Origin of the sequence: Microbacterium oxydans (assembly GCF_000956525.1) — a bacterium.
Classification (GTDB): domain Bacteria; phylum Actinomycetota; class Actinomycetes; order Actinomycetales; family Microbacteriaceae; genus Microbacterium; species Microbacterium oxydans_A.
In genome coordinates, this window is sequence record NZ_JYIW01000025.1 from 415320 (window position 1) to 436015 (window position 20696).

24 protein-coding genes are annotated in these 20696 nt (G+C 68.3%); 16 read left to right on the forward strand and 8 right to left on the reverse strand.

Annotated elements, in window-relative coordinates; genetic code table 11:
* Positions 1–9: 9 nt before the first annotated feature.
* Both RS83_RS12310 and RS83_RS12315 read right to left on the reverse strand, forming a co-directional pair.
* Complete coding sequence (locus tag RS83_RS12310) at positions 10–567, reverse strand: NUDIX hydrolase (protein ID WP_052679100.1); 558 nt, start codon at positions 565–567, stop codon at positions 10–12.
* Positions 564–1802, reverse strand: coding sequence for an MFS transporter (locus tag RS83_RS12315; protein WP_045279884.1), 1239 nt, complete (start codon positions 1800–1802; stop codon positions 564–566). Before RS83_RS12315 ends, RS83_RS12310 begins: the two co-directional genes overlap by 4 nt.
* Before the next feature lie 143 nt (positions 1803–1945).
* On the opposite strand from RS83_RS12315, the gene prfB reads away from it, so the two are divergent.
* The gene (prfB, locus tag RS83_RS12320; protein WP_045279786.1) at positions 1946–3055 is read left to right on the forward strand and encodes a peptide chain release factor 2; all 1110 of its coding nucleotides are present in this window, start codon (positions 1946–1948) and stop codon (positions 3053–3055) included.
* Between the two features lie 65 nt (positions 3056–3120).
* On the opposite strand, the gene RS83_RS12325 is transcribed toward prfB, so the two are convergent.
* Positions 3121–4143 carry a septum formation family protein gene (locus RS83_RS12325; protein WP_045279787.1) on the reverse strand — a complete coding sequence of 341 codons (1023 nt, stop codon included), beginning with the start codon at positions 4141–4143 and terminating at the stop codon, positions 3121–3123.
* 199 nt (positions 4144–4342) lie between these two features.
* Positions 4343–5392 (reverse strand): DUF2510 domain-containing protein, encoded by a 1050-nt coding sequence (locus RS83_RS12330; RefSeq protein WP_045279788.1) that lies wholly within the window; start codon positions 5390–5392, stop codon positions 4343–4345.
* Between the two features lie 186 nt (positions 5393–5578).
* Here RS83_RS12330 and ftsE point away from each other — a divergent pair, with 186 nt between their 5' ends.
* From ftsE to smpB, 3 genes are all read left to right on the forward strand, one after another.
* Complete coding sequence (gene ftsE, locus RS83_RS12335) at positions 5579–6670, forward strand: cell division ATP-binding protein FtsE (RefSeq protein ID WP_045279789.1); 1092 nt, start codon at positions 5579–5581, stop codon at positions 6668–6670.
* Complete coding sequence (gene ftsX / locus RS83_RS12340) at positions 6667–7581, forward strand: permease-like cell division protein FtsX (RefSeq protein ID WP_045279790.1); 915 nt, start codon at positions 6667–6669, stop codon at positions 7579–7581. Before ftsE ends, ftsX begins: the two co-directional genes overlap by 4 nt.
* Positions 7582–7676: 95 nt before the next feature.
* Positions 7677–8153, forward strand: coding sequence for an SsrA-binding protein SmpB (gene smpB, locus RS83_RS12345; RefSeq protein WP_045279791.1), 477 nt, complete (start codon positions 7677–7679; stop codon positions 8151–8153).
* A 39-nt stretch (positions 8154–8192) separates the two neighbouring features.
* Here the strand turns inward: smpB and RS83_RS12350 are convergent, their stop codons facing one another.
* Positions 8193–10058 carry a prolyl oligopeptidase family serine peptidase gene (locus RS83_RS12350; RefSeq protein ID WP_045279792.1) on the reverse strand — a complete coding sequence of 622 codons (1866 nt, stop codon included), beginning with the start codon at positions 10056–10058 and terminating at the stop codon, positions 8193–8195.
* A gap of 29 nt (positions 10059–10087) precedes the next feature.
* Positions 10088–10774 (reverse strand): transcriptional repressor LexA, encoded by a 687-nt coding sequence (lexA, locus tag RS83_RS12355; protein ID WP_045279793.1) that lies wholly within the window; start codon positions 10772–10774, stop codon positions 10088–10090.
* 312 nt (positions 10775–11086) lie between these two features.
* Between lexA and RS83_RS12360 the strand changes: the two genes are divergently transcribed.
* Genes RS83_RS12360 through hisH form a run of 4 tightly spaced genes read left to right on the forward strand, consistent with a single transcriptional unit; the run spans position 11087 to position 13843 of the window.
* Complete coding sequence (locus RS83_RS12360; RefSeq protein ID WP_045279794.1) at positions 11087–11449, forward strand: LysM peptidoglycan-binding domain-containing protein; 363 nt, start codon at positions 11087–11089, stop codon at positions 11447–11449.
* 50 nt (positions 11450–11499) lie between these two features.
* Entirely contained in the window at positions 11500–12594 is a 1095-nt protein-coding gene (locus RS83_RS12365; RefSeq protein ID WP_197072121.1) for a histidinol-phosphate transaminase, read from the forward strand.
* Positions 12591–13208 carry an imidazoleglycerol-phosphate dehydratase HisB gene (gene hisB / locus RS83_RS12370; RefSeq protein WP_045279795.1) on the forward strand — a complete coding sequence of 206 codons (618 nt, stop codon included), beginning with the start codon at positions 12591–12593 and terminating at the stop codon, positions 13206–13208. The genes RS83_RS12365 and hisB overlap by 4 nt, the downstream gene beginning before the upstream one ends.
* A complete protein-coding gene (gene hisH / locus RS83_RS12375) occupies positions 13205–13843 on the forward strand; it encodes an imidazole glycerol phosphate synthase subunit HisH (protein ID WP_045279796.1) in 639 nt (212 codons plus the stop codon). The genes hisB and hisH overlap by 4 nt, the downstream gene beginning before the upstream one ends.
* Positions 13844–13881: 38 nt before the next feature.
* Here the strand turns inward: hisH and RS83_RS12380 are convergent, their stop codons facing one another.
* The gene (locus tag RS83_RS12380) at positions 13882–14838 is read right to left on the reverse strand and encodes a MinD/ParA family ATP-binding protein (RefSeq protein WP_156153198.1); all 957 of its coding nucleotides are present in this window, start codon (positions 14836–14838) and stop codon (positions 13882–13884) included.
* On the opposite strand from RS83_RS12380, the gene RS83_RS19140 reads away from it, so the two are divergent.
* The 3 genes from RS83_RS19140 (at position 14825) to RS83_RS12390 (ending at position 17061) form a co-directional block, all read left to right on the forward strand.
* On the forward strand, positions 14825–15169 hold the full coding sequence (locus tag RS83_RS19140) for a hypothetical protein (protein ID WP_052679101.1): 345 nt from the start codon (positions 14825–14827) through the stop codon (positions 15167–15169). The two genes, RS83_RS12380 and RS83_RS19140, sit on opposite strands and share 14 nt — an antisense overlap.
* A 334-nt stretch (positions 15170–15503) precedes the next feature.
* On the forward strand, positions 15504–16253 hold the full coding sequence (gene priA / locus RS83_RS12385) for a bifunctional 1-(5-phosphoribosyl)-5-((5-phosphoribosylamino)methylideneamino)imidazole-4-carboxamide isomerase/phosphoribosylanthranilate isomerase PriA (protein ID WP_045279798.1): 750 nt from the start codon (positions 15504–15506) through the stop codon (positions 16251–16253).
* Entirely contained in the window at positions 16234–17061 is an 828-nt protein-coding gene (locus RS83_RS12390; protein ID WP_045279799.1) for an SseB family protein, read from the forward strand. Before priA ends, RS83_RS12390 begins: the two co-directional genes overlap by 20 nt.
* 34 nt (positions 17062–17095) lie before the next feature.
* On the opposite strand, the gene RS83_RS12395 is transcribed toward RS83_RS12390, so the two are convergent.
* Entirely contained in the window at positions 17096–17539 is a 444-nt protein-coding gene (locus RS83_RS12395; protein WP_230114053.1) for a DUF1844 domain-containing protein, read from the reverse strand.
* A gap of 212 nt (positions 17540–17751) precedes the next feature.
* Between RS83_RS12395 and infC the strand changes: the two genes are divergently transcribed.
* The 5 genes from infC to RS83_RS12420 all read left to right on the forward strand — a co-directional run bounded on the left by infC (position 17752) and on the right by RS83_RS12420 (position 20694).
* Complete coding sequence (infC, locus tag RS83_RS12400) at positions 17752–18378, forward strand: translation initiation factor IF-3 (protein ID WP_197072129.1); 627 nt, start codon at positions 17752–17754, stop codon at positions 18376–18378.
* 69 nt (positions 18379–18447) lie between these two features.
* Positions 18448–18642, forward strand: coding sequence for a 50S ribosomal protein L35 (gene rpmI / locus RS83_RS12405; protein ID WP_017828564.1), 195 nt, complete (start codon positions 18448–18450; stop codon positions 18640–18642).
* Positions 18643–18675: 33 nt separating this feature from the next.
* Positions 18676–19062 (forward strand): 50S ribosomal protein L20, encoded by a 387-nt coding sequence (rplT, locus tag RS83_RS12410; protein ID WP_045279802.1) that lies wholly within the window; start codon positions 18676–18678, stop codon positions 19060–19062.
* 126 nt (positions 19063–19188) lie between these two features.
* The gene (locus RS83_RS12415; protein ID WP_045279886.1) at positions 19189–19998 is read left to right on the forward strand and encodes a TrmH family RNA methyltransferase; all 810 of its coding nucleotides are present in this window, start codon (positions 19189–19191) and stop codon (positions 19996–19998) included.
* A 24-nt stretch (positions 19999–20022) separates the two neighbouring features.
* Positions 20023–20694, forward strand: coding sequence for a response regulator transcription factor (locus tag RS83_RS12420; protein WP_045279803.1), 672 nt, complete (start codon positions 20023–20025; stop codon positions 20692–20694).
* The last annotated feature ends 2 nt before the right edge of the window (positions 20695–20696 follow it).

The following is a 20696-nucleotide window of genomic DNA, read 5'->3' on the forward strand; positions in this document are numbered from 1 at the left end:
TCGCGAACCTCAGCCCCGCGCCCGCAACCGCGCCAACAACCCGCGCAGTCGCGGCTCGAGCTGTTCCGGCGCCTCGGCTGGGAGCGCATCGACCGGCCACCACCGAACGTCGGCGGACTCATCGCTCACGGTGAGGGTGTGCTCGGGATCTGCGATCATCGCGATCCCGATGTCGAAGTGCGAGGCGCAGCGGCCGAAGCGCGACGAGAGCGCGTGATGGTCGAGGTCATAGATCAGCGGCGATGTCGGGATCCCGGCGATGCCGGTCTCCTCCCGCAGTTCGCGCAGCGCGGCATCCGTCACCGACGCGTCGCCACCTTCCATGTGCCCGCCCGGCTGCACCCAGAACCGGCCCTTGCCGTGGAAGACGAGCAGCGTCTGCGTGAGCGTCTCATCGAACACGACTGACGACGCCGTCGCATGGTGCGGTCCGGAGTCGCGCGATACCGGACCGAACTCATCGGCGAAGGTGCCGGCGAAATCCGTCTGCATCTCCCGCTCACGCTCGGAGCGCGGCATCAGCTCGGCGACGAGCCGGTGGACCTCGGTCGACAGCATCCCGTTCATCGCTCGTCCTCGCCGGGCTTGACCCTCGGCACGAATCTGGGGATCCAGCGGATGAAGCCGAGCGCGCCCACGATGCCGACGACGCCCATCGTGGCGGCGGCGATCGGGAGCGAGGCGACCGCGACGATCCCGGAGATCGCGAGCGGGGCGATCGCGCCGCCGGCATCGGTCAGCGTGCGCCACGAACCGAGGAACGGTGCAGGATCGCGCTTGGGTGCCACGTCAGCGCCGAGGGTGAGCAGGATGCCGCTGGACAGTCCGTTGCCGACACCGAGGACGGCGGCGAACATGCCGTACCACAGCACCGCGGCATCGACGTCGTGCGAGAGCGACAGGGCGAAGAACCCGGCGCCCATCAGCACCATGGCGGGCATGGCGGCCCACAGTCGACCGAAGCGGTCCATGACCTGCCCGCTGGCGTAGAACAGGGCGAAGTCGATCGCGCCCGAGATCCCGACCACGAGTGCGATCGTCGAAGCGTCGAGGCCGAGCGAGAGTCCCCACAGCGGCAGCATCACCTGACGGGCGGAGCGCATCGCTGAGAGCGAAGCGGCAGCGAGCCCCAGCCTGCCGAGCACTGATCGCTGCTGCCACATCGTGCGGAAGACGCCGATGCGTTCGATCGTCGAGATCGATCCGCTGACAGGTTCGCCGGAGTCCTCGAGGAACGGACGCGTCGACGGACGCGTGATGGGCGGGTTCTTCTTCTCGGGGTCAGGGCCGAACAGCACGAGCAGCACCATCACCACCAGGCAGCCGAGGAAGAACCAGATCGCCGCGGCCTCCGCACCGAACAGCTGCAGGAGGCCGGCGGCCACGAACGGCCCGATGAAGATGCCCAGTCGGAAGCTGCCGCCCAGCAGCGACAACGCACGAGCGCGCACCACGAGCGGCACCCGCGTCGTCATGAACGCGTGCCGGGCGAGGCCGAAGGCCGCAGCGCAGAAGCCCAGCAGGAAGACGGATGCCGCGAGCACGCCGATCGACGGAGCCGCCAGCATCCCTGCGGCTGCGACCATCGAGATCACGCCGGCGATCACCATCGTGAAGCGCTCGCCGATGCGGGCGACCGCCCAACCGGCCGGCAGATTGCCGCAGAGCTGGCCGACGACGAGCGCGGAGGCCACGAGGGCGGCAGCGGCCACGTCGGCGCCCATCCGCGAGGCGATCACCGGGATCAGCGGGATCACCGCTCCCTCGCCGAGGGAGAACAGGACCGTCGGCAGATACACCATCGGCCCGAACTGTCTCAGAACCGTCGATGCGCCGCTCACGCTTCGAGGCTACCCCCGCCTCGGTCGCGCTCTGTTCGGCCGGTCGCGTGCCGCCTGAGAACGCAGCCAGCACGCGGCCGCCGGGCAGGATAGGCTCGGATATCATGCTCGAACTTGATCTTTCCGCCGAAATCCAGGCGCTCAGGCACACCTTCGGCGACATCAGCGAGGTCGTCGACGTCAACCGACTGCGCGAGGACATCGCGCGACTCAGCGAGGAGGCCGGCGCCCCCGACCTCTGGGATGACACCGAGAACGCGCAGAAGGTGACCAGCGCCCTCAGCCACCGTCAGTCCGAGCTCGCCCGCATCACCGGCATCGCGCAGCGTCTCGATGATCTCGAGGTACTGATCGGCCTCGCGAACGAGATGGGCGATGAGGACTCTGCCGTGGAGGCACGAGCCGAGCTCACCGCGCTCACTGATCTGATCAACCAGCTCGAGGTGCAGACGCTGCTCGACGGCGAGTACGACGAGCGCTCCGCGATCATCACGATCCGCTCGGGAGCCGGCGGCGACGACGCGACCGATTTCGCCGAGATGCTCATGCGCATGTACCTGCGTTGGGCTGAGCGTCACAAGTACCCGGTCAAGGTCATGGACATGTCGTACGCCGAGGGTGCCGGTATCAAGTCCGCGACCTTCGAGATCGACGCGCCCTACGCTTTCGGCACGATCTCGGTCGAGGCAGGCACGCACCGCCTCGCCCGCATCAGCCCGTTCGGCTCAGCCGACAAGCGCCAGACGTCGTTCGCGGCCGTCGAGGTCATTCCGCTGATGGAGGAGGCGACCGAGGTCGACATCCCCGAGAACGACATCCGCGTCGACGTCTTCCGCTCTTCGGGCCCGGGTGGGCAGTCGGTCAACACGACCGACTCGGCCGTTCGCCTCACCCACCTGCCGACCGGCATCGTCGTATCGATGCAAAACGAGAAGTCACAGATCCAGAACCGCGCCGCCGCGATGCGCGTGCTCCAGACCCGCCTGCTGCTGCTGCAGAAGGAACAGGAAGCCGCGAAGAAGAAGGAGCTCGCCGGAAACATCACCGCGAGCTGGGGCGACCAGATGCGCTCGTACTTCCTCTACGGTCAGCAGCTGGTGAAGGACCTTCGTACCGGCCAGGAGTCGGGCAACCCGGCTGCGGTGTTCGACGGCGACCTCGATGACTTCATCTCTGCCGGCATCCGCTGGCGGAAGCGTCCGACCGACGACTGATCCTCGTTCGTTGCAGAAGGCCCCGGGAGCTGAGCGCTCCCGGGGCCTTCTGCATGCCGCCGTCGTCAGCGAGCCGCGCCCTCGAGCGTGCCGGTGACGTCGTCGTAGCTGAAGGCGATGCAGTGCACGGTCCGGTCGCCCAGTCGCTTCCACGACATCTCCGTCGGCCAGTAGGTGTAGAAATCGAGCTCGGACTGCTCATACGGGAGGCCGATGAACCCCTCGAACTCCGCGAGGCAGCGCTCCTCGGCGGCCTGGTACAGGGCATCGTCGCCCGGGTACTCATCGTCGTCGAACTGGTAGACGACGTACACCTCATCAGTGTGCGGTCGATCGCAGGGGACGACCGGCACCTCGACGATCTCGTCGTCGTCGCCGTAGTCCACGAGGGGGAGGCAGTCGCCCACGGCGAGTTGATCGAAGGACACCATCCTGGCACCTTCGATGTCAGACGGGTCTTCGGCGGAATCCGTCGCGCTGTCGTCGGCGGAGGATCCGTCGTCGACCGACGGACGCTCGCTCGGCGCGGTCTGACCGTCGCCGGCTTCCACGATCGAGCTGATTCCGAGTGAGACGAGCGAGACGGCCAGAGCGAGGATCGCGCCGAGCACGCTCACGCCAACCCCGGTGATGCCAGGCCACTTCGAGCCCCGCAGGAACAGCGAGACGATGGATGCCACGAACGCCAGGCCGAGCAGGATCCAGCCCGCCGCCGATATCGGCGGGATGCAGGCCAGGGCGACCCCGACCACCGCGGAGATGAGTCCGATGAGTCCGAGCACCGAGATCCTGCGCGATGGTGTCGGCGCGGACGTCGGTGCCAGGGCGACGGAGTGACCGACGGTTGCATATCCGCCGGGCGAGATGCTGGTCTGCGGGCCGGGATGTGCAGCCTGCGGCGCGATAACGAACGGCGGTGCGAACGGCTCCGTGAACCCCTCTGTGGCCGCCTCGACGGCAGCAGGCTTCGCCGACTGGCCATCGGTGGCTCGCTCCGGACCCGCGACGACGTGCGCCGTCCACTGCTCGCCGTCCCACCATCGCCGGTTGCCCGAGCCGTCGTCGTACCAGCCTGCAGGTGTCGTCATCGGGCGTCCTCGTCGTCTGTGCTGGGGGTGATGACCGACGTGACGATCCCTCGGCAGCCGCTCGGGCGAAGACTCCGGATTTCACCGATCATCATGAAGCTATCGGGACGGCTCAGCTCGGTGGGTCACGACACGATCACAGATGCCGAAGGCCCCGGGAGCTCGACGCTCCCGGGGCCTTCGGATCAGGTGCTGCGGATCAGCCGGCGAGGCAGGATGTGACCATGTCGGTGTCGCTGAGAACCTCGGCCACGCCGGATGCCGCGGCCATGTCGGTGAGCGTGCCGTCGCTGTCTGCGATCGCGCGCAGCGTCTCATCGGCGAGATCGGAGGCGACGAACGCGTTCGCGAGACACAACATCTGCGCGTCGGTGTAGGCGTCGCCCGCGGTCGTGTTGAAGATCGCCGTCAGGCCGACAGCGACCTCTTCAGCGGTCGGGCGGGCGCCGCTGACGGTGCCGTCATCCGGAGCGCCCGACTCTTCCGGGACGGGAGTCGCCTCGGCGGTGGCCGAGCTCGACGGGCCGTTGTATTCCTCGCTCACGCCCTGTGCGAAGGCGAAGAGGTACACGAACGACATGACGACGCCGAGGATCGTGCCGACGACAGCAAGGCTCAGGCCCGCGATGCCCGGCCACTTCTTGCCCTTCAGGAACAGCGAGATGAGCGAGACGATGAAGCCGGCAGCCAGGACGAAGAACCCGATGAAGCCGATCAGCGGGATGAAGACGACGATCGTGCCGATCACCGAGAGGCCGAGACCGACCAGTCCGAGGACCGAGATCTTCTTCGGCTCTGCCGGTGCGCCGGCCGCATACGGGTCTGCGGCCGGGTAGCCGCCGGCACCTTGCGTGTAGGAACCCGGGTAGGCGCCCGTCGGCTGTGCCGATGCTGCCCCGGGGTACTGCGGCGCTGCGGGCGCACCATACGTGGGTGCAGCGGGCGCGGCGGGTGCGGTGAACGATGTGGTCGCGGGGTACGACGCGTCGGGCAGTGCGGCCTCCGGCTGTGCGGACACGTCGTGTCCGGAGTCCGGGTTGATCACGGTCTCGTCGACGCGGACGACCGTGTCGTCGATCGACGGCTCGTCGACTGCCGCGACGTCGGGCTCAGACGGCGCGGACTCCGCCGGCGCCGCGTCCTCGATGGGCGCTGCGGTCTCCGGTGCGAAGTGCTCGGTCCACTGCTGGCCGTCCCACCAGCGCTGACGACCGGATCCGTCGTCGTACCAGCCTGCAGGTGTCGTCATGGTTTCCCCCTCGAAGAATTGGGCGCATGCGCGGGCGGCGCGATGGCATCTTCATGTATAGCAGTGCCCGGCGACAGCCTTCCGGTCTGCGGGAGGGGAGAACTCCCCATCCCGCTCGGGTCGGGACTCGCCGCCCGGGGTGTCGCTGGCTGCCAGGGGAGAAGCCGCGCTTAGGCTCGTAGCGCCATGATTCGGTTCGAGAACGTCACGAAACGCTACCGCGGGACGTCGAAGCCCGCCCTGTCCAACGTCGACTTCGAAGTGCAGCGCGGGGAGTTCGTCTTCCTCGTCGGCGCTTCGGGCTCCGGCAAGTCGTCCTGTCTGCGCCTCATCCTGCGCGAGGACGTGCCCACATCAGGGCGGGTCGCCGTGCTCGGCCGGGATCTGCGCTCCCTCGCGAACCGCAAGGTGCCGTACTTCCGGCGCCACATCGGCTCCGTCTTCCAGGACTTCCGGCTGCTGCCGTCGAAGACCGTCTTCCAGAACGTCGCATTCACCCTGCAGGTGACGGGCTCCTCGCGCGGCTTCATCCAGCAGGCTGTGCCGGAGGCGCTCGCGCTGGTCGGTCTGGACGGCAAGCAGAAGCGGATGCCGCACGAGCTGTCCGGCGGTGAGCAGCAGCGCGTCGCGATCGCACGTGCGCTCGTCAACCGTCCGCAGGTGCTGCTGGCGGATGAGCCGACCGGAAACCTCGACCCGGCGACGTCCGTCGACATCATGCAGCTGCTCGCGCGGATCAATGCCGGTGGGACGACCGTGCTGATGGCCACGCACGAAGCAGGCTTCGTCGACCAGATGCAGCGACGAGTCATCGAGCTGAGCGACGGTGTCATGGTTCGCGATGAGGTGCACGGCGGCTACGGCGACACCTCGAACATCCCGCGCCTGGTGCCGGCCGAGGTCCGCGGCGCCGCAGCCGCGGCAGCGCTCACCGCCGTGCAGGAAGTGCAGCGTCAGACCGCCGACCTCTCGATCGTGCGCGCAGCGCTCACGGAAGAGCTCAGCGCGCAGCGCAAGGCAGCGGCATCCGCTCCCGTAGAGACGCAACAACCCGCATCGGTGGCGTCTGTCGAGAGCCCGGGCGCTGTCGATCCGCAGGAGGAGGTCGTGCCGCCGGAGCCCGCGACGCCGGAACCTGCTCTCGCCGACCCTCCGGTCGCCGCCGGCCCCCGTACGCATCCGATCGTGCTGCCCCAGGTCGATGTCGCGGAGCTCGGCGTCGCCGACCGCCTCGGCCTGTCCGATGCCGATGACGAGGAAGTGGGACCGACCTCATGAGAATCGGTCTGATCCTCGCCGAAGCGCTCGGCGGCCTGCGCCGCAACATCTCGATGGTGATCTCCGTCGTGCTCGTCACCTTCGTCTCGCTGACCTTCGTCGGCGCCGCGATCCTCATGCAGGGTCAGATCGGCGTGATGCGCGGCTACTGGGCCGAACGTGCGCAGGTCGCGGTCTACATGTGCTCCGCGGTCTCCCAATCCGACACCTGTGTCGACGGCTCGGCCAGCGAGGAACAGGTCGAGGCGGTGCGAGCACAGCTCGAGGGCGATGCGCTCTCACCGCTGATCAGCTCGATGACCTTCGACACGAAGGAAGACACGTACGCCAAGCTCGTCGACCAGCTCGGCGCCGATCAGGCGAGCGTGCTCACCCCCGACCAGGCGTTCGAGGTGTTCTTCGTGACCATGAAGGACCCGGGGCAGTCGAGCGTGCTCTCCGAGGCGTTCAGCGGCCAAGCAGGGGTCGAGCAGGTGAAGGATCAGCTGCAATACCTCGAACCGCTGTTCTCGGCGCTGACGGTGGCCACGTACATCGCGGTCGGCATCGCCGTGCTGATGCTGATCGCCGCGACCCTGCTGATCGCCACGACCATCCGATTGTCCGCATATGCGAGACGCAAGGAGATCGGGATCATGCGGCTGGTCGGCGCCTCGAACAGATTCATCCAGACTCCGTTCGTGCTCGAGGGCGTCTTCGCGGCGTTCCTCGGATCGGCGCTGGCGAGTGCCGCAGTGGTCGCAGGGCTGCACTTCGGCGTGAACGGCTACCTGCGCGGGCGAGTGCCCTTCATCACCACCTGGGTGACGATGCAGGATGCGCTCCTCGTCGTGCCGGTGCTGATCGGCATCGGCGTGATCCTGGCTGCGCTGTCCGCCGGATTCGCGATCAGGCGCTGGCTGCGCGCCTGACGCCGGGTGTGGATCGGGGCGCCGGTCTCCAGGTAGACTGAAAGGCTGCTCAGCCGTATCGGAGTGCTGGGCTCGTCGAATCACAGGAGTGCATCATGCCCAGGGAACGCGGGGAGAAGGTCGTCGCGACCAATCGTCGCGCACGTCACGACTACAACATCGAGAAGTCGTACGAGGCGGGGATGGTGCTCACCGGCACCGAGGTGAAGTCGTTGCGCCAGGGGCGGGCCAATCTGAGCGACGGGTACGCCTTCGTGAAGGGCAATGAGGTGTTCCTCGACTCCGTGCACATCCCCGAGTACTCGCAGGGGCATTGGACGAACCACTCGGCGAAGCGCATCCGCAAGCTGCTGCTGCATCGCGAGGAGATCACGAAGATCGCCCATGCGGTGTCAGCAGGCGGCTACACGCTGATCCCGTTGAAGCTCTACTTCTCCGACGGCCGCGCGAAGATCGAGATCGCCCTCGCGAAGGGAAAGCGGGAGTTCGACAAACGTCAGACCCTGCGAGAGCGTCAGGACACGCGCGAGGCCGACCGCGCGATGCGCCTTCGCAACCGCGTCGGCGAGTAGCAGGCGCGGTCGGGCAGCGCTGCTCAGTGCCCCATCTCTTCAGAGGCTCGGCTCGAAGCCGAATACGCGACCGAGGAATCGCAGCTCGCGCTCCAGCGCGTCGACGATGGTCTCCTCGCGGCGGAAGCCATGGCCTTCGCCCGGGTACAGCGCGTACTCATGGTCGATTCCACGTGCAGCCAGCGCGTCGCGCACTGCCTCCGACTGCGCCGGCGGAACGACGCGGTCGTCTGCACCCTGCAGGAGCAGCACCGGCACGTCGATGCGTGCGACGTTCGTGAGCGGCGAGCGTTCGATGTACAGCGCTTCGGCCTCGGGGAGCGGACCGACGAGTCCCGTGATGTAGTGCTGCTCGAAGTCGTGCGAGTGCTCGTCGAGCATCCGCAGATCGGTCACGGCGTAACGGCTGATGCCGGCGGCGAAGATCCCGCCGCGCACGAGCGCCGAGAGCACCGTCCAGCCGCCGGCCGAGCTGCCGCGGATCGCGATCCTGGTCGGGTCGGCGAGACCTGCATCGGCGAGGCTTCGGGCCGCGGCGATCACGTCATCGACATCGACCACACCCCACTGGCCGTCGAGGCTTTCGCGGTAGGCGCGGCCATAGCCGGTGGAGCCGCCGTAGTTCACGTCGAGCACCCCGATGCCCCGGCTCGTGTAGAAGGCGATCGCTGAGGACGTCGCGCCGGTCACATGCGCTGTCGGACCGCCGTGCACGAGCACGAGGTAGGGCGGGAGGGCACCGCTCGGGGCGGTGGCTGTCGGGTTCGCGGGTGGGTAGACGAAGGCGTGGACGGGGCCGTGTGCGCCATCGACCACGATCGGCTGCGCTGCCGGCATCCAACTCGGGTCCACCGGTGCTCCGCCCGCGATCGTCACGACCTCACCGGAGTCCACATCGACACTCCAGACGCCTGGTGCGACGCGGGAGCCGTTGCCGCTGAGCAGCACGCGCGTGCCTGCGGCATCGTCCACGCTCACATGGCCGTCAGTCGGCACCTCGAGCAGTCGACGGCTGTCGTGCTGAGAGATGACGTCGACGGCGTCGCGGCCGTTCGTGCGTACCGCGACGATACGCCCGTCGTCGAGCGGCTGGTACCAGCGATTGCCGAGCACCCACAGCCCGTAGCCCGTGTCGGCGTCGGCCGGGGCGATCGGTGTCGCAGCAGCGACGAGGTCGACCCCGTCGAGCGTCGCGCGATGCAGCGCCCATCGGCCGTCGAGGTCGTCAGCGAAGAGCAGACGCGTGTCGTCCTGCCACTCCGGCTGCAGCGCGGTGCTGGTGGGGAGTGCACCGAGGCTGCCGTCGGGGAGCGAACGGATGCGCAGCTGCGCGCTCTGCCATGGCATCCGTCGTCCGTCCCATTCGACCCAGGCCAGCCGCGTGCCATCGGGGGAGAGCGCCGGGTGGGCGAAGAAACCCGTGCCCTGTGCGTGCACGCGGATCGCCGAGGCGTCGTCGGCGGCCGAGCCGTCGGTCGGGATCTCGATGATCCCACGCAGATGGGGCCCGACCGTGAGGTCCTCGCGCACCGCGAACAGGCGACGCTGCTGCATCCGGAGACCGCCGTGCGCGGGGCCTGCAGGGGTGAGCGGCGTCGGCTCGCTGCCGGGGGAGAGACGGTACACGCGCTGGTCTGCCGCGCTGACGAAGTACAGAGTGCCGTCGGCATCCGCCGTCCAAGCCCCGCCGCCGTACTCGTGCACCCGTGATCTGGCGCTCCACGGTGCGGGGAGGACCTCGGAGCCGTTCGAGCTGCGCACCGTGAGACGCCCGCCCTGCGCCGGAACCGACTCGCCCCACCAGATCTCGTCACCGACGAATCTCGCCCCGTCGATGCGCGGGGACGATGAGGCGACCGAGGCCGGCGAGAACGGTGAGGTCCAGGACCCGAATGGCGCAGTCATGCTTCGAGCCTATGCGCCCGACCGGATGCTCAGACGGAGCGCAGCACCGCCACGACCTTGCCGAGCACCGTCGCCTCGTCGCCCAGGATCGGCTCGAACGCCGAGTTGCGGGGGAGCAGCCAGGTGTGGCCGTCACGGCGGCGGAACGTCTTGACAGTCGCCTCGTCGTCGAGCATGGCCGCGACGATCTCACCGTTCTCCGCGCTGTTCTGGGAACGGACCACGACCCAGTCGCCATCGCAGATCGCAGCGTCGATCATCGACTCGCCGGAGACCTTGAGCATGAACAGATCGCCCTTGCCGACGAGCTGGCGGGGGAGCGGGAAGATCTCCTCGATCTGCTGCTCGGCCGTGATCGGCACGCCGGCTGCGATGCGGCCGACGAGGGGCACCATGGCCGCGTCGCCCACCGGGGTCGCGGTGTCGGCCGGGTTCTCGCCGCTCGTGCCCGGCAGGTCGATGAGCACTTCCATCGCCCTGGTCTTTCCGGGGTCGCGACGCAGGTAGCCGCTGAGCTCGAGCTGCCCGAGCTGGTGCGTGACGCTCGAGAGCGACTTGAGCCCGACCGCGTCGCCGATCTCGCGCATGCTCGGCGGATAGCCCTGCTGCGCGATCGAGGTCTGGATGACCTCGAGGATCGCCAGCTGCTTGGGGCTGAGGCTCTTGCGACGACGAGTACGCGGTGCCTCGGCTTCGGGGGCTGAGTTCTCGCTCATGATGCTCCTTCGGTACGCGTTCCCGACGTCGCTCTTCGAATGTCGGTGGCCCGTGGTGTGGTGTTCCTATCGAAACCGTATCCGAGAATCGGACGAATCTGGAAGATCTGTTCGAGCGTGTCGGCTGATTCGCGGCTCAGGTTTCGAAGAATGCTTGACAGATATTCGAACTCGAAGATATCTTCGGAACGTAGCTTCGCATCCAGCACTCCCGGCCGAGTGATGTATGCGAACGCTACGCCAACTTCCACCGGCCCGACGGGCAGGTGGCTGGACCTCCGGGCAACGGAGGGCGACGCAGAGGAGCACGACATGAGCACCATCACCTTCAGCACTGCAGCAGTCATCCCGGCGCGTCCGGCGACGAAGCTCCGGCTGACGGTGCGCGGTCGCCGCGTGCTGCTGGCGCTGGCAGCACTGCCGCTCGCGTTCGGCATCGCCTTCGCGGCGATCAGCGGTGGCAGCGCCCTCGCATCCGGCGAGGACGCCGGCACGGTGACCTTCTCGACGGTCACGGTGATGCCGGGCGACACGCTCTGGTCGATCGCGAGCGAGATCGCTCCTGCGGCTGACCCGCGCGACGTCATCGGCGACATCACCCGCCTGAACGCGCTCCCCACCGGCGAGTTGCAGATCGGCCAGGAGCTCGCGATCCCGTCGCAGTACGAGGGCTGAGTGCTTCTCGCAGCGTCACGATTGTCCGCACTCACCCCGAGCGTTCTAGCATGGGAAGGGTGACTGCCTCACTCGATGATCTGCCGCTTCGTGACGATCTCCGCGGGTTGACCCCGTACGGCGCTCCGCAGGCTCCGCTGCCGATCGCCCTCAACGTCAACGAGAACACCCATCCGATCCCGGATGAGGTCGCCAGCGACATCCTCGACGAGATCGCCGTCGCGATCCGCGACGTGAACCGGTATCCGGATCGTGAGTTCACTGCGCTCCGTGAAGGGTTCGCCGAATACCTGGGGCACGGGCTTGAAGCCGACCAGATCTGGGCGGGCAACGGCTCGAACGAAGTCCTGCAGCACATCCTCCAGGCATTCGGCGGTCCGGGTCGCACCGCCTTCGGCTTCGCGCCGACGTACTCGATGTATCCGCTCATCGCGCAGGGGACCGGTGCCCGATGGGTGCCCGGCGTCCGCCAGCCCGACTACACGATCACACCCGAAGAGGCGGCAGCGCAGGTTCGCGATGTCGACCCTGACGTCATCCTGCTCTGCTCGCCGAACAACCCGACCGGTACGCCGCTGGGTCTCGATGTGATCGAGGCCGTGTACCAGGCGGCTCGTGGCATCGTGGTGGTCGACGAGGCGTACTGGGAGTTCGCGCCCCACGAGGCACCGTCTGCGTTGTCCCTGCTGGAGGGGCGCCCGCGCCTCGCGGTCTCGCGCACCATGAGCAAGGCGTTCGCCTTCGCGGGCGCTCGCGTCGGCTACCTCGCGGCGGATTCCGGGTTCATCGATGCGCTGCGACTCGTCCGCCTGCCGTACCACCTGAGCGCCCTCACACAGGCCGCGGCGGTGGCCGCGCTGCGCAATGCAGACGTCATGCTCGGCATGGTCGACGAGATCGTCGAGCAGCGCGACCGCATCACCGCGACGCTCGAAGCGCTCGGGTACACCCCGCACGAGTCCTGGTCGAACTTCGTCCTGTTCGGGGGCGTCGCAGATCCGAAGGCGACGTGGCAGGCGCTCTACGACCGTGGCGTGCTGATCCGCGACGTGGGCATCCCCGGTCACCTGCGTGTGACCGCCGGTACGGAGGCCGAGACCACGGCGTTCCTCGATGCCCTGGCCTCGCTAGAATCGGCCTCATGAGCACCATCGCCCTGACCCCGCGCACCGCCAGCCGAGTGCGCAGCACGTCGGAGTCCACCGTCGAACTCCAACTGAACCTCGACGGCACGGGAGCGAGCCACATCGACACCTCGGTGCCGTTCTTCGACCACATGCTCACGGCATTCGCGAAGCACTCGCTCACCGACCTGACGGTGCGCGCCTCCGGCGACACCCACATCGACGCCCACCACACGGTGGAGGACGTCTCGATCGTGCTCGGACAGGCGATCCTCGAGGCGCTGGGCGACAAGGCCGGTATCTCGCGCTACGGCGATGCCCTCGTTCCGCTGGATGAGGCGCTCGCTCAGGCCGTCGTCGACATCTCCGGTCGCCCGTACCTCGTGCACGAGGGCGAGCCCGCCGGCTTCGAGCACCACCTGATCGGCGGACACTTCACCGGTTCCCTGGTGCGGCACTCCTTCGAGGCGATCGCGTTCAACGCGGCGCTGACCGTGCACGTCCGCGTGCTCGGCGGCCGCGACCCGCACCACATCGCCGAGGCCGAGTACAAGGCGTTCGCTCGCGCGTTCCGTCAGGCCAAGTCGCTCGACCCGCTGGTGGACGGCATCCCGTCGACCAAGGGTGCGCTGTGAGTCGCACGCCCACCGTCGCGGTCTTCGACTACGAGTCAGGCAACGTCCACTCCGCTGTGAAGGCGCTGGTCGCGGCCGGCGCGGATGCCGTGCTCACACGTGACCGGAAGGTCGCGCAGGAGGCCGACGGACTGCTGGTGCCCGGCGTCGGTGCGTTCGCAGCCGTCCGGGATGCGCTGCACGCGCACGGCGGCGACGAGATCATCGACCGCAGGCTGGCCGGCGGTCGCCCAGTGCTCGGAATCTGCGTCGGGATGCAGGTGCTGTTCTCGCACGGCGTCGAGCGCGGTCTGGACACCGAGGGGCTGGGAGAGTGGCCGGGAACGGTCACTGAGCTCAACGCCCCCGTCCTGCCGCACATGGGATGGAACACCGTCGAGTCCGGCGAGAACAGCGTGCTCTTCCGCGGCATCGAGGACGAACGCTTCTACTTCGTGCATTCGTATGCCGCGCAGTCGTGGGAACTCGATGTCATCCCGCCGTTCCCGCAGCCAGCGCTGACCTGGACCACGTACGGTGACCCGTTCCTCGCGGCCGTCGAGAACGGGCCACTGTCGGCGACGCAGTTCCACCCCGAGAAGTCGGGTGAGGCCGGTATCCAGCTGCTGCGGAACTGGATCGGCTCGCTCCGCTGACCGAGCCTCACTGAGGCAGGCGGCGGCGTTCGGACGCCTCAGAAGCCGCGGGCGACCGCTGCAGCTGCCGACAGCCAGGCCCGCTGCGTGCGCTTGTTCAGCGCGCCGTAGCGGAGTGGTCCGTCGACCATCTCATGATCGAACGGCACGCTCACGACCTCGCGAGACAACGACCGGTACCCGTCCATGACGTGTTCGATGTCGCTGGCAGTCGCCTTCGGATCGGCCTGGGAGACCACGGCCACCGACCGCTGGGCGAGTCGGGCCGAGCGTTCGTCGCGCTCCTCGAGTGCTTCGATCAGGAGCGCACCCGCCTCGGCATGATCGGCACGGGTGGTCGTCGCGATCACCAGCTGGTCCGCCTGGTCGATCATCCGGAGCCACATCGGATCGGATTCGTCATTGCCGGAGTCGATGATGATCAGCCGATAGAACTTCGCAGCCACCGAGTGGATCGCGTCGACGTCCTTCGGGCTCAGTCGATTCTCGTGTGCGAGCCTGATCGGCTTCGACCGCAGCACGTCGTACTTCTCACGGGGCTGGTGGTGCATGAAGTGCGCGAGATCGGCGGACTGCGCACCGGTACCGAGCAGCCGTCCCGCTTCCGGCAGCAGCTCGAGGAGCGTGCGGTCGTGCGCTCCCGTGTCGGTGCGCCAGCCGAGGGTGCCACGTGTCTGGTTGTTGTCCCACGCGAGCACACCGGCACCGCCGTAGCGCGCGAACACTGCCGAGAGCAGGATCGTCGTCGGTGTCTTGCCTGCGCCGCCCTTGCCGTTCACGACGGCGATCGTGCGCGGGCCCGGCCAGTGCTGGCTCACCGCGAGCTCGTCATCGCGGGCGGACTGCTCCTCTGCGGACGGGCGCAGACGGAAGCCGATCCGGTTCAGCGTGCCGCGGGCGCCCTCGCGTGCCGGCTCTTCCGGGCGCTCCGTCTGCAGGAAGGAGTGCCGCTCGCGCTGCTCGCGTCGAGAGGCGGGTTCGATGAACGCGGGCATCACGGTGGCGGGCGCAGGTGCAGGCGCACCGGATGCCGAGGCGACGGGGACGGTGGGCGTCGGCGGTGCCGGAACGGCCGGCGTCGTAGGCGTGACTCGGGGCGGAGCGGCCGGTACGGTCGGGGCGGCACCCGCTGCGGTGCCGGGTGCAGGCGTGGGCGCCGCCACCGGGCGCGCAGCCGGAGGACGCGGCATCGTGTCGGTGGGTACGGTCTCGTCCTCCGGGAAGGGAGGTACCGGTGCCGACGCCGCGCTCGGCGCGGCGATCTCGCCCGACGGGGCGGCGGTGGGAGCGGGTGGCGTCGGCCGCGGCGGTGCTGCAACCTCCTGAGCGCGGTCCTCGCGAGCCTCGGCGCGGGTCCGGCGATACGGCGGTTGACCGGGCAGTGCGGGCGTTGTCGCCGGTCGCGGCGGGACCGCCGGCGCATCGTTCGGGAACAGCGGGACCGACTCGACGAGCGGCTGCTGATCGCTCCGTCTGCGCGCGTCTGCGCCTGGTGTGACTTCATCGTGCGGTCCGGACATCATGCCTCAGCCTATCTCGTGCATTTCTCCTGCGTTTCTCCTGCATTTGGAGGGCGACCGGGGTCGCGATACTCTCGGTTCTCGTGCGTCCGTGACGGGTGTGCTCGGACCGCTGATCTGAATCCTCACTTTAGGAACCCATGAACGACTTCGCGCAGTCTCCCTCGCTCACGCTTCTCCCGGCCGTCGATGTCGCCGGCGGCAAGGCGGTGCGGCTCACTCAGGGTGAGGCCGGCACCGAGACGAACTACGGCGACCCGCTGGACGCCGCAGGGGAGTGGGTCGCGCAGGGCGCGAAGTGGATCCACCTGGTCGACCTCGACGCAGCCTTCGGTCGCGGCAGCAACGCGCCGATCCTGCGCAAGGTCATCAAGCAGTACCGCCACGTGAACGTGGAACTCTCCGGCGGCATCCGCGATGACGCGACGCTGGAGGCCGCGCTCGAGAGCGGCGCGACCCGCATCAACCTCGGCACCGCAGCGCTGGAGAACCCCGAATGGGCTGCCGATGTGATCGGACGCTACGGCGAGGCGATCGCGGTCGGTCTCGACGTACGAGGCACGACGCTCGCGGCACGCGGCTGGACGCAGGAGGGCGGCGACCTCTGGGAGGTCCTCGAGCGCCTCGAGGACGCCGGTTGCAGCCGGTACGTGCTGACCGACGTCACCAAGGACGGCACGCTCCGCGGCCCGAACCTCGAACTGCTGCGCGAGGTCGCCTCGCGCACCCCCAAGCCCGTCGTCGCCTCCGGTGGCATCTCGAGCCTGGACGACATCGCCGCGCTTCGCGAGCTGGTGCCGCTGGGCGTCGAGGGTGCGATCGTCGGCAAGGCCCTGTATGCCGGTGCGTTCACGCTGGCCGAGGCGCTGGATGTCGCCGGCGACGACTGACGACTCGTGCGGTCACGGGGATCACGGTCACGCTGACCACGATCACACGGCCGCCGGTCGCGGCGATTCTGCGGGCGTCCCCTGGGAGGGTCGCAGCTTCGAGTCGAACCCGCACGCCGGGGACGACGGTTCAGCCGATCCGGCCCTGCTCGCTGCGTTGCTTCGCTTCCGCGCGGGCGAGGGCAGTCAGGCCGAGGTCGTCGACGCCTTCCGCAGCGCGCGGGTGCTCATCCCGCTGATCGCGGAGAAGGGCGAGGAGGGCGTCGCCCCGAGCGGGCTCACGGTCGACAAGACCCAGGAGCTGTCGATCGTGACCGTCGCGGCGCCTGACGGACGCCGTGTGCAGCCGGTCTTCTCGTCGGTCGAGGCGATGGGTCGGTGGGATGCCGCCGCTCGTCCGATCCCGGTCGAGGCGGTGCGGGCGGCCCTCGCGGCATCCGCCGAGGAGACCGACCTGATCGTGCTCGACCCGACGTCGGACACCGAGTTCGTCATCCGTCGCCCCGCTGTCTGGGCGATCGCCCAGGGCCACGCGTGGGAGCCGAGCTTCCTCTCGCCCGAGGTGTTCGGCGCACTGCAGGAGAGCGTCGCGCACGAGCTCGCCGTGATCGACGTCGCCGTCGCGCCCGGCGATCCCGATGCGCGACTGCGCGGCCCCGAGCTGGTCGTGGTCCTCGAACTCGTCGACGGCCTCGAGCGCGAGGTCCTCGACGCGGTGCTGTCCCGCCTTGCTCAGCGCTGGGCCGCCGATGACCGCATCGCCGTCCTTGCCGACTCCCTCACCGTGAAGCTCCGCCGCAGCGCCTGATCGAGCGCGGCTGCGGCGGGCGCTTCGAAGAGTCCTAGTTGACCGGCCCGGTCCACTTCTCGCCGGGTCCCTTGCCGATCGGGTCGGGGATGACGGACGCTTCGCGGAATGCGAGCTGCAGCGAGCGGAGACCGTCGCGCAGCGAGCGAGCGTGCATGTCGCTGATCTCGGGGGCACCGGCCGTGATGAGCCCTGCGAGCGAGTTGATGAGCTTGCGCGCCTCATCGAGGTCGAGCTGCGCTGCGGCATCCGGGTCGTCGGCGAGGCCGAGCTTCACGGCGGCGGCGCTCATCAGGTGCACGGCCGCGGTCGTGATGACCTCGACGGCGGGGACATCCGCGATGTCGCGGGTGGCGGATGACGCGGCCTCCTCCTGTCGCGCCCAACGCTGTTCGCGGTCGTGGTCTGCCTCGTGCTGGCCCGGAGTCGTCACTTCGCCTTGCTTTCTGTTAGACTTTGGCGGGCTCCGGAGCGTCATGCTCTGGAACGAAAGAGGATTCACTTCCCACCCGCGCTTGCCGTTCAAGGCTACCGGGTCTTGCACTCCACTGGTTCCGTCCGCACGACTGGGCCGGCAGGCAGGGTGCAGAGCCGGCGTCTGAATGCCGGTGGGTGGGGAGACGACTCCGATTTCGCCCGTGATGCACCTCGCATCGCGGTGGCTGAATCACATCGTCTAAGGAGTTCCGCATCAGCGATCCCCGTACCAATGAGCGCATCCGCGTCCCCGAGGTCCGCCTCGTCGGCCCCGCGGGTGAGCAGATCGGTGTTGTCCGCATCGAGGCGGCACTGCGCCTGGCACAGGAAGCCGACCTCGATCTCGTCGAGGTGGCCCCCAACTCGAAGCCGCCCGTGGTCAAGATCATGGATTACGGCAAGTTCAAGTACGAGGCCGCCCAGAAGGAGAAGGAAGCTCGCCGCAACCAGGCGAACACCATCCTCAAGGAAGTCCGCTTCCGTCTGAAGATCGAAGCGCACGACTACATCACCAAGCTCAAGCGCGCCGAGGGCTTCCTCAAGGCCGGCGACAAGGTCAAGGCCATGATCCTCTTCCGAGGTCGTGAGCAGTCGCGCCCCGAGCAGGGTGTCCGCCTCCTCCGCAAGTTCGCGGAAGATGTCGCCGAGCTCGGCACGGTCGAGTCGAACCCGACCATCGATGGCCGCAACATGGTCATGATCGTCGCCCCGCTGAAGAGCAAGTCCGAGGCCAAGCAGGAGCAGAACGCGGTCCGCGACGCGCAGCGCGCAGCGAACAAGCAGGCTGCCCGTGAGGCCAAGACCGAGACGGACGTCTCGGCCGAGGCTCCGGCGGAGTAACGCCCCCAGAACTCCCGCACCGCGGGTTGACAACGTCGCCTGAGAAGGCGCATGACGAAGGAAGAGAAGATGCCGAAGCAGAAGACCCACTCGGGTGCTAAGAAGCGCTTCAAGATCACCGGCAGCGGCAAGCTGAAGAAGCAGCAGGCCGGGATGCGCCACAACCTCGAGCACAAGTCGAGCCGTCGCACCCGTCGTCTGAACCAGGACCAGGTGCTCTCGAAGGCTGACACCAAGGTCGCGAAGAAGCTTCTCGGCCGCTGACGCGCCCGAACGCACGAATAGGAACACAGGAAAATGGCAAGAGTCAAGCGGGCAGTAAACGCCCACAAGAAGCGCCGGGTCATCCTCGAGCGCGCAAAGGGTTACCGCGGTCAGCGTTCGCGCCTGTACCGCAAGGCCAAAGAGCAGGTCATCCACTCCCTGGTCTACTCGTACCGTGACCGTCGCAAGCGCAAGGGCGACTTCCGTCGCCTCTGGATCCAGCGCATCAACGCGGCTGCACGTCAGAACGGCATGACCTACAACCGCTTCATCCAGGGCCTCGGCCTCGCGGGTGTCACGGTCGATCGTCGTATGCTCGCCGACCTCGCGGTCAACGACGCAGCGACGTTCACGACGCTGATCGAGACGGCCAAGAAGGCTCTGCCTTCCGACGTCAACGCGCCCAAGTCGGCTGCGTAAGTCTCAGACGCCTCAGAGGGCGCTCTCCTTCGGGAGGGCGCCCTCTTGCGTCGTCTGCGACGTGCAGGCCGGTTCGTCAGCGCCGAGTGGCGCGAGCGGGACTGCTGCGCCTCCTAGACTGTGATCGTGCTGGAGAACCCCCGGTCCCCCCGAGTCCGTGCTGTCGCGAAGCTGACGAAGCGCAGTGCGCGCACCGAGACAGGTCTGTTCCTTCTCGAAGGACCGCAGGCCGTCAGAGAGGCGCTCACCTACCTGCCCGACTCGATCGTCGAACTCTTCGCGACGCCGAACGGGTGGGAGAAGCATCCCGACATCCGCGCGAAGGCGGCGGATGCCGATGTCGATGTCGAGTACGTCACGGAGTACGTCCTGAACGCGATGGCCGACACGGTCACACCGCAAGGGCTCGTCGCCGTGGTGCGGCAGACGCCGACGTCCGTGCGCGACATCTTCGCCGCGAAGCCGCGTCTCGTCGCGATCTGCCAGGAGGTGCGTGATCCCGGCAACCTCGGCACGATCATCCGGGCAGCGGACGCCGCCGGTGCCGATGCCGTCGTGCTGACCGGTCGGACCGTCGACCCGTACAACCCCAAGGTCGTCCGCGCCACGACCGGCTCGCTCTTCCATCTGCCGGTGGCGATCGCCGGCGAGCTCTCGGATGTCGTCGACCGCGCGCACGCCGCAGGGCTCCGCATCCTCGCCGCCGACGTCAAAGGCGATGACCTGCTCGCGGCTCGTGCCGAAGGCGTGCTCGCCGAGCCGACCGCCTGGCTGTTCGGAAACGAGGCCCGTGGGCTCGAGGACGATGCGCTCGACCTCGCCGACCGCGTGCTGAAGCTGCCGATCTTCGGGCGGGCGGAGTCCCTGAACCTCGCCACCGCGGCGAGCGTGTGCCTGTATGAGAGTGCGTTCTCGCAGCGCGCAGCCGCTGGCTGATCTGTTGGGCGAGGGGCGGAGTCGATGAGGATTCTGATCGTGGAGGACGACGAACGCGTCGCCGCCGCTCTCGATGCGTTCCTCGCGCGTTCCGGATACGCCACGGTGCGTGCCGCTGACGGCGCACAGGCGTTGGATCTGCTGGGCGCCGACACCGAGGTGGTGCTGCTCGACCTCGGGCTGCCCGACGTGGACGGGATCGACCTCTGCCGGCGCATCCGCGGTCGCTCCGATGTCCCGATCGTCGTGGTGACGGCGCGCAGTCAGGTCACCGAGCGCATCAAGGGGCTTCGTGCCGGCGCGGATGACTTCGTCGTCAAGCCGTACGACGTGCACGAGTTGCTGGCCAGGATCGAGGCGGTGACGAGGAGGTCGCGGCCGGTGCATGCGGTCTCCGAGACCCAGGTCTCGGTGCTCGACGGCGACGTGCGGATCGACCTCGTCGCACGGCAGCTCCTGGTCGACGGCATCACGGTCGATCTCACTCGCAAGGAATTCGACATCATCGCCGTGCTCGCGCGCTATCCCGGCGTCGCGGTCCCGAAGGAGCGGCTGATCCGCGAGGTGTGGAACACCGACTGGCGCGGCTTCGGACACTCGCTCGAGGTGCACGTGGGAGCGATCAGACGCAAGATCGGCGACCGCACGCTCATCGAGACCGTGCGGGGCGTCGGCTATCGGCTCGCGGGGGCCTGACC

Coding starts and splice junctions, on each gene's coding strand:
- RS83_RS12310 (WP_052679100.1), bottom strand. CDS start 567: ATGAACGGGATGCTGTCGACCGAGGTCCACCGGCTCGTCGCCGAGCTG.
- RS83_RS12315 (WP_045279884.1), bottom strand. CDS start 1,802: ATGGTGTATCTGCCGACGGTCCTGTTCTCCCTCGGCGAGGGAGCGGTG.
- prfB (WP_045279786.1), top strand. CDS start 1,946: ATGCTCGAACTTGATCTTTCCGCCGAAATCCAGGCGCTCAGGCACACC.
- RS83_RS12325 (WP_045279787.1), bottom strand. CDS start 4,143: ATGACGACACCTGCAGGCTGGTACGACGACGGCTCGGGCAACCGGCGA.
- RS83_RS12330 (WP_045279788.1), bottom strand. CDS start 5,392: ATGACGACACCTGCAGGCTGGTACGACGACGGATCCGGTCGTCAGCGC.
- ftsE (WP_045279789.1), top strand. CDS start 5,579: ATGATTCGGTTCGAGAACGTCACGAAACGCTACCGCGGGACGTCGAAG.
- ftsX (WP_045279790.1), top strand. CDS start 6,667: ATGAGAATCGGTCTGATCCTCGCCGAAGCGCTCGGCGGCCTGCGCCGC.
- smpB (WP_045279791.1), top strand. CDS start 7,677: ATGCCCAGGGAACGCGGGGAGAAGGTCGTCGCGACCAATCGTCGCGCA.
- RS83_RS12350 (WP_045279792.1), bottom strand. CDS start 10,058: ATGACTGCGCCATTCGGGTCCTGGACCTCACCGTTCTCGCCGGCCTCG.
- lexA (WP_045279793.1), bottom strand. CDS start 10,774: ATGAGCGAGAACTCAGCCCCCGAAGCCGAGGCACCGCGTACTCGTCGT.
- RS83_RS12360 (WP_045279794.1), top strand. CDS start 11,087: ATGAGCACCATCACCTTCAGCACTGCAGCAGTCATCCCGGCGCGTCCG.
- RS83_RS12365 (WP_197072121.1), top strand. CDS start 11,500: ATGGGAAGGGTGACTGCCTCACTCGATGATCTGCCGCTTCGTGACGAT.
- hisB (WP_045279795.1), top strand. CDS start 12,591: ATGAGCACCATCGCCCTGACCCCGCGCACCGCCAGCCGAGTGCGCAGC.
- RS83_RS19140 (WP_052679101.1), top strand. CDS start 14,825: ATGAACGCGGGCATCACGGTGGCGGGCGCAGGTGCAGGCGCACCGGAT.
- RS83_RS12380 (WP_156153198.1), bottom strand. CDS start 14,838: ATGCCCGCGTTCATCGAACCCGCCTCTCGACGCGAGCAGCGCGAGCGG.
- priA (WP_045279798.1), top strand. CDS start 15,504: ATGAACGACTTCGCGCAGTCTCCCTCGCTCACGCTTCTCCCGGCCGTC.
- RS83_RS12390 (WP_045279799.1), top strand. CDS start 16,234: ATGTCGCCGGCGACGACTGACGACTCGTGCGGTCACGGGGATCACGGT.
- RS83_RS12395 (WP_230114053.1), bottom strand. CDS start 17,539: ATGACGCTCCGGAGCCCGCCAAAGTCTAACAGAAAGCAAGGCGAAGTG.
- rpmI (WP_017828564.1), top strand. CDS start 18,448: ATGCCGAAGCAGAAGACCCACTCGGGTGCTAAGAAGCGCTTCAAGATC.
- rplT (WP_045279802.1), top strand. CDS start 18,676: ATGGCAAGAGTCAAGCGGGCAGTAAACGCCCACAAGAAGCGCCGGGTC.
- RS83_RS12420 (WP_045279803.1), top strand. CDS start 20,023: ATGAGGATTCTGATCGTGGAGGACGACGAACGCGTCGCCGCCGCTCTC.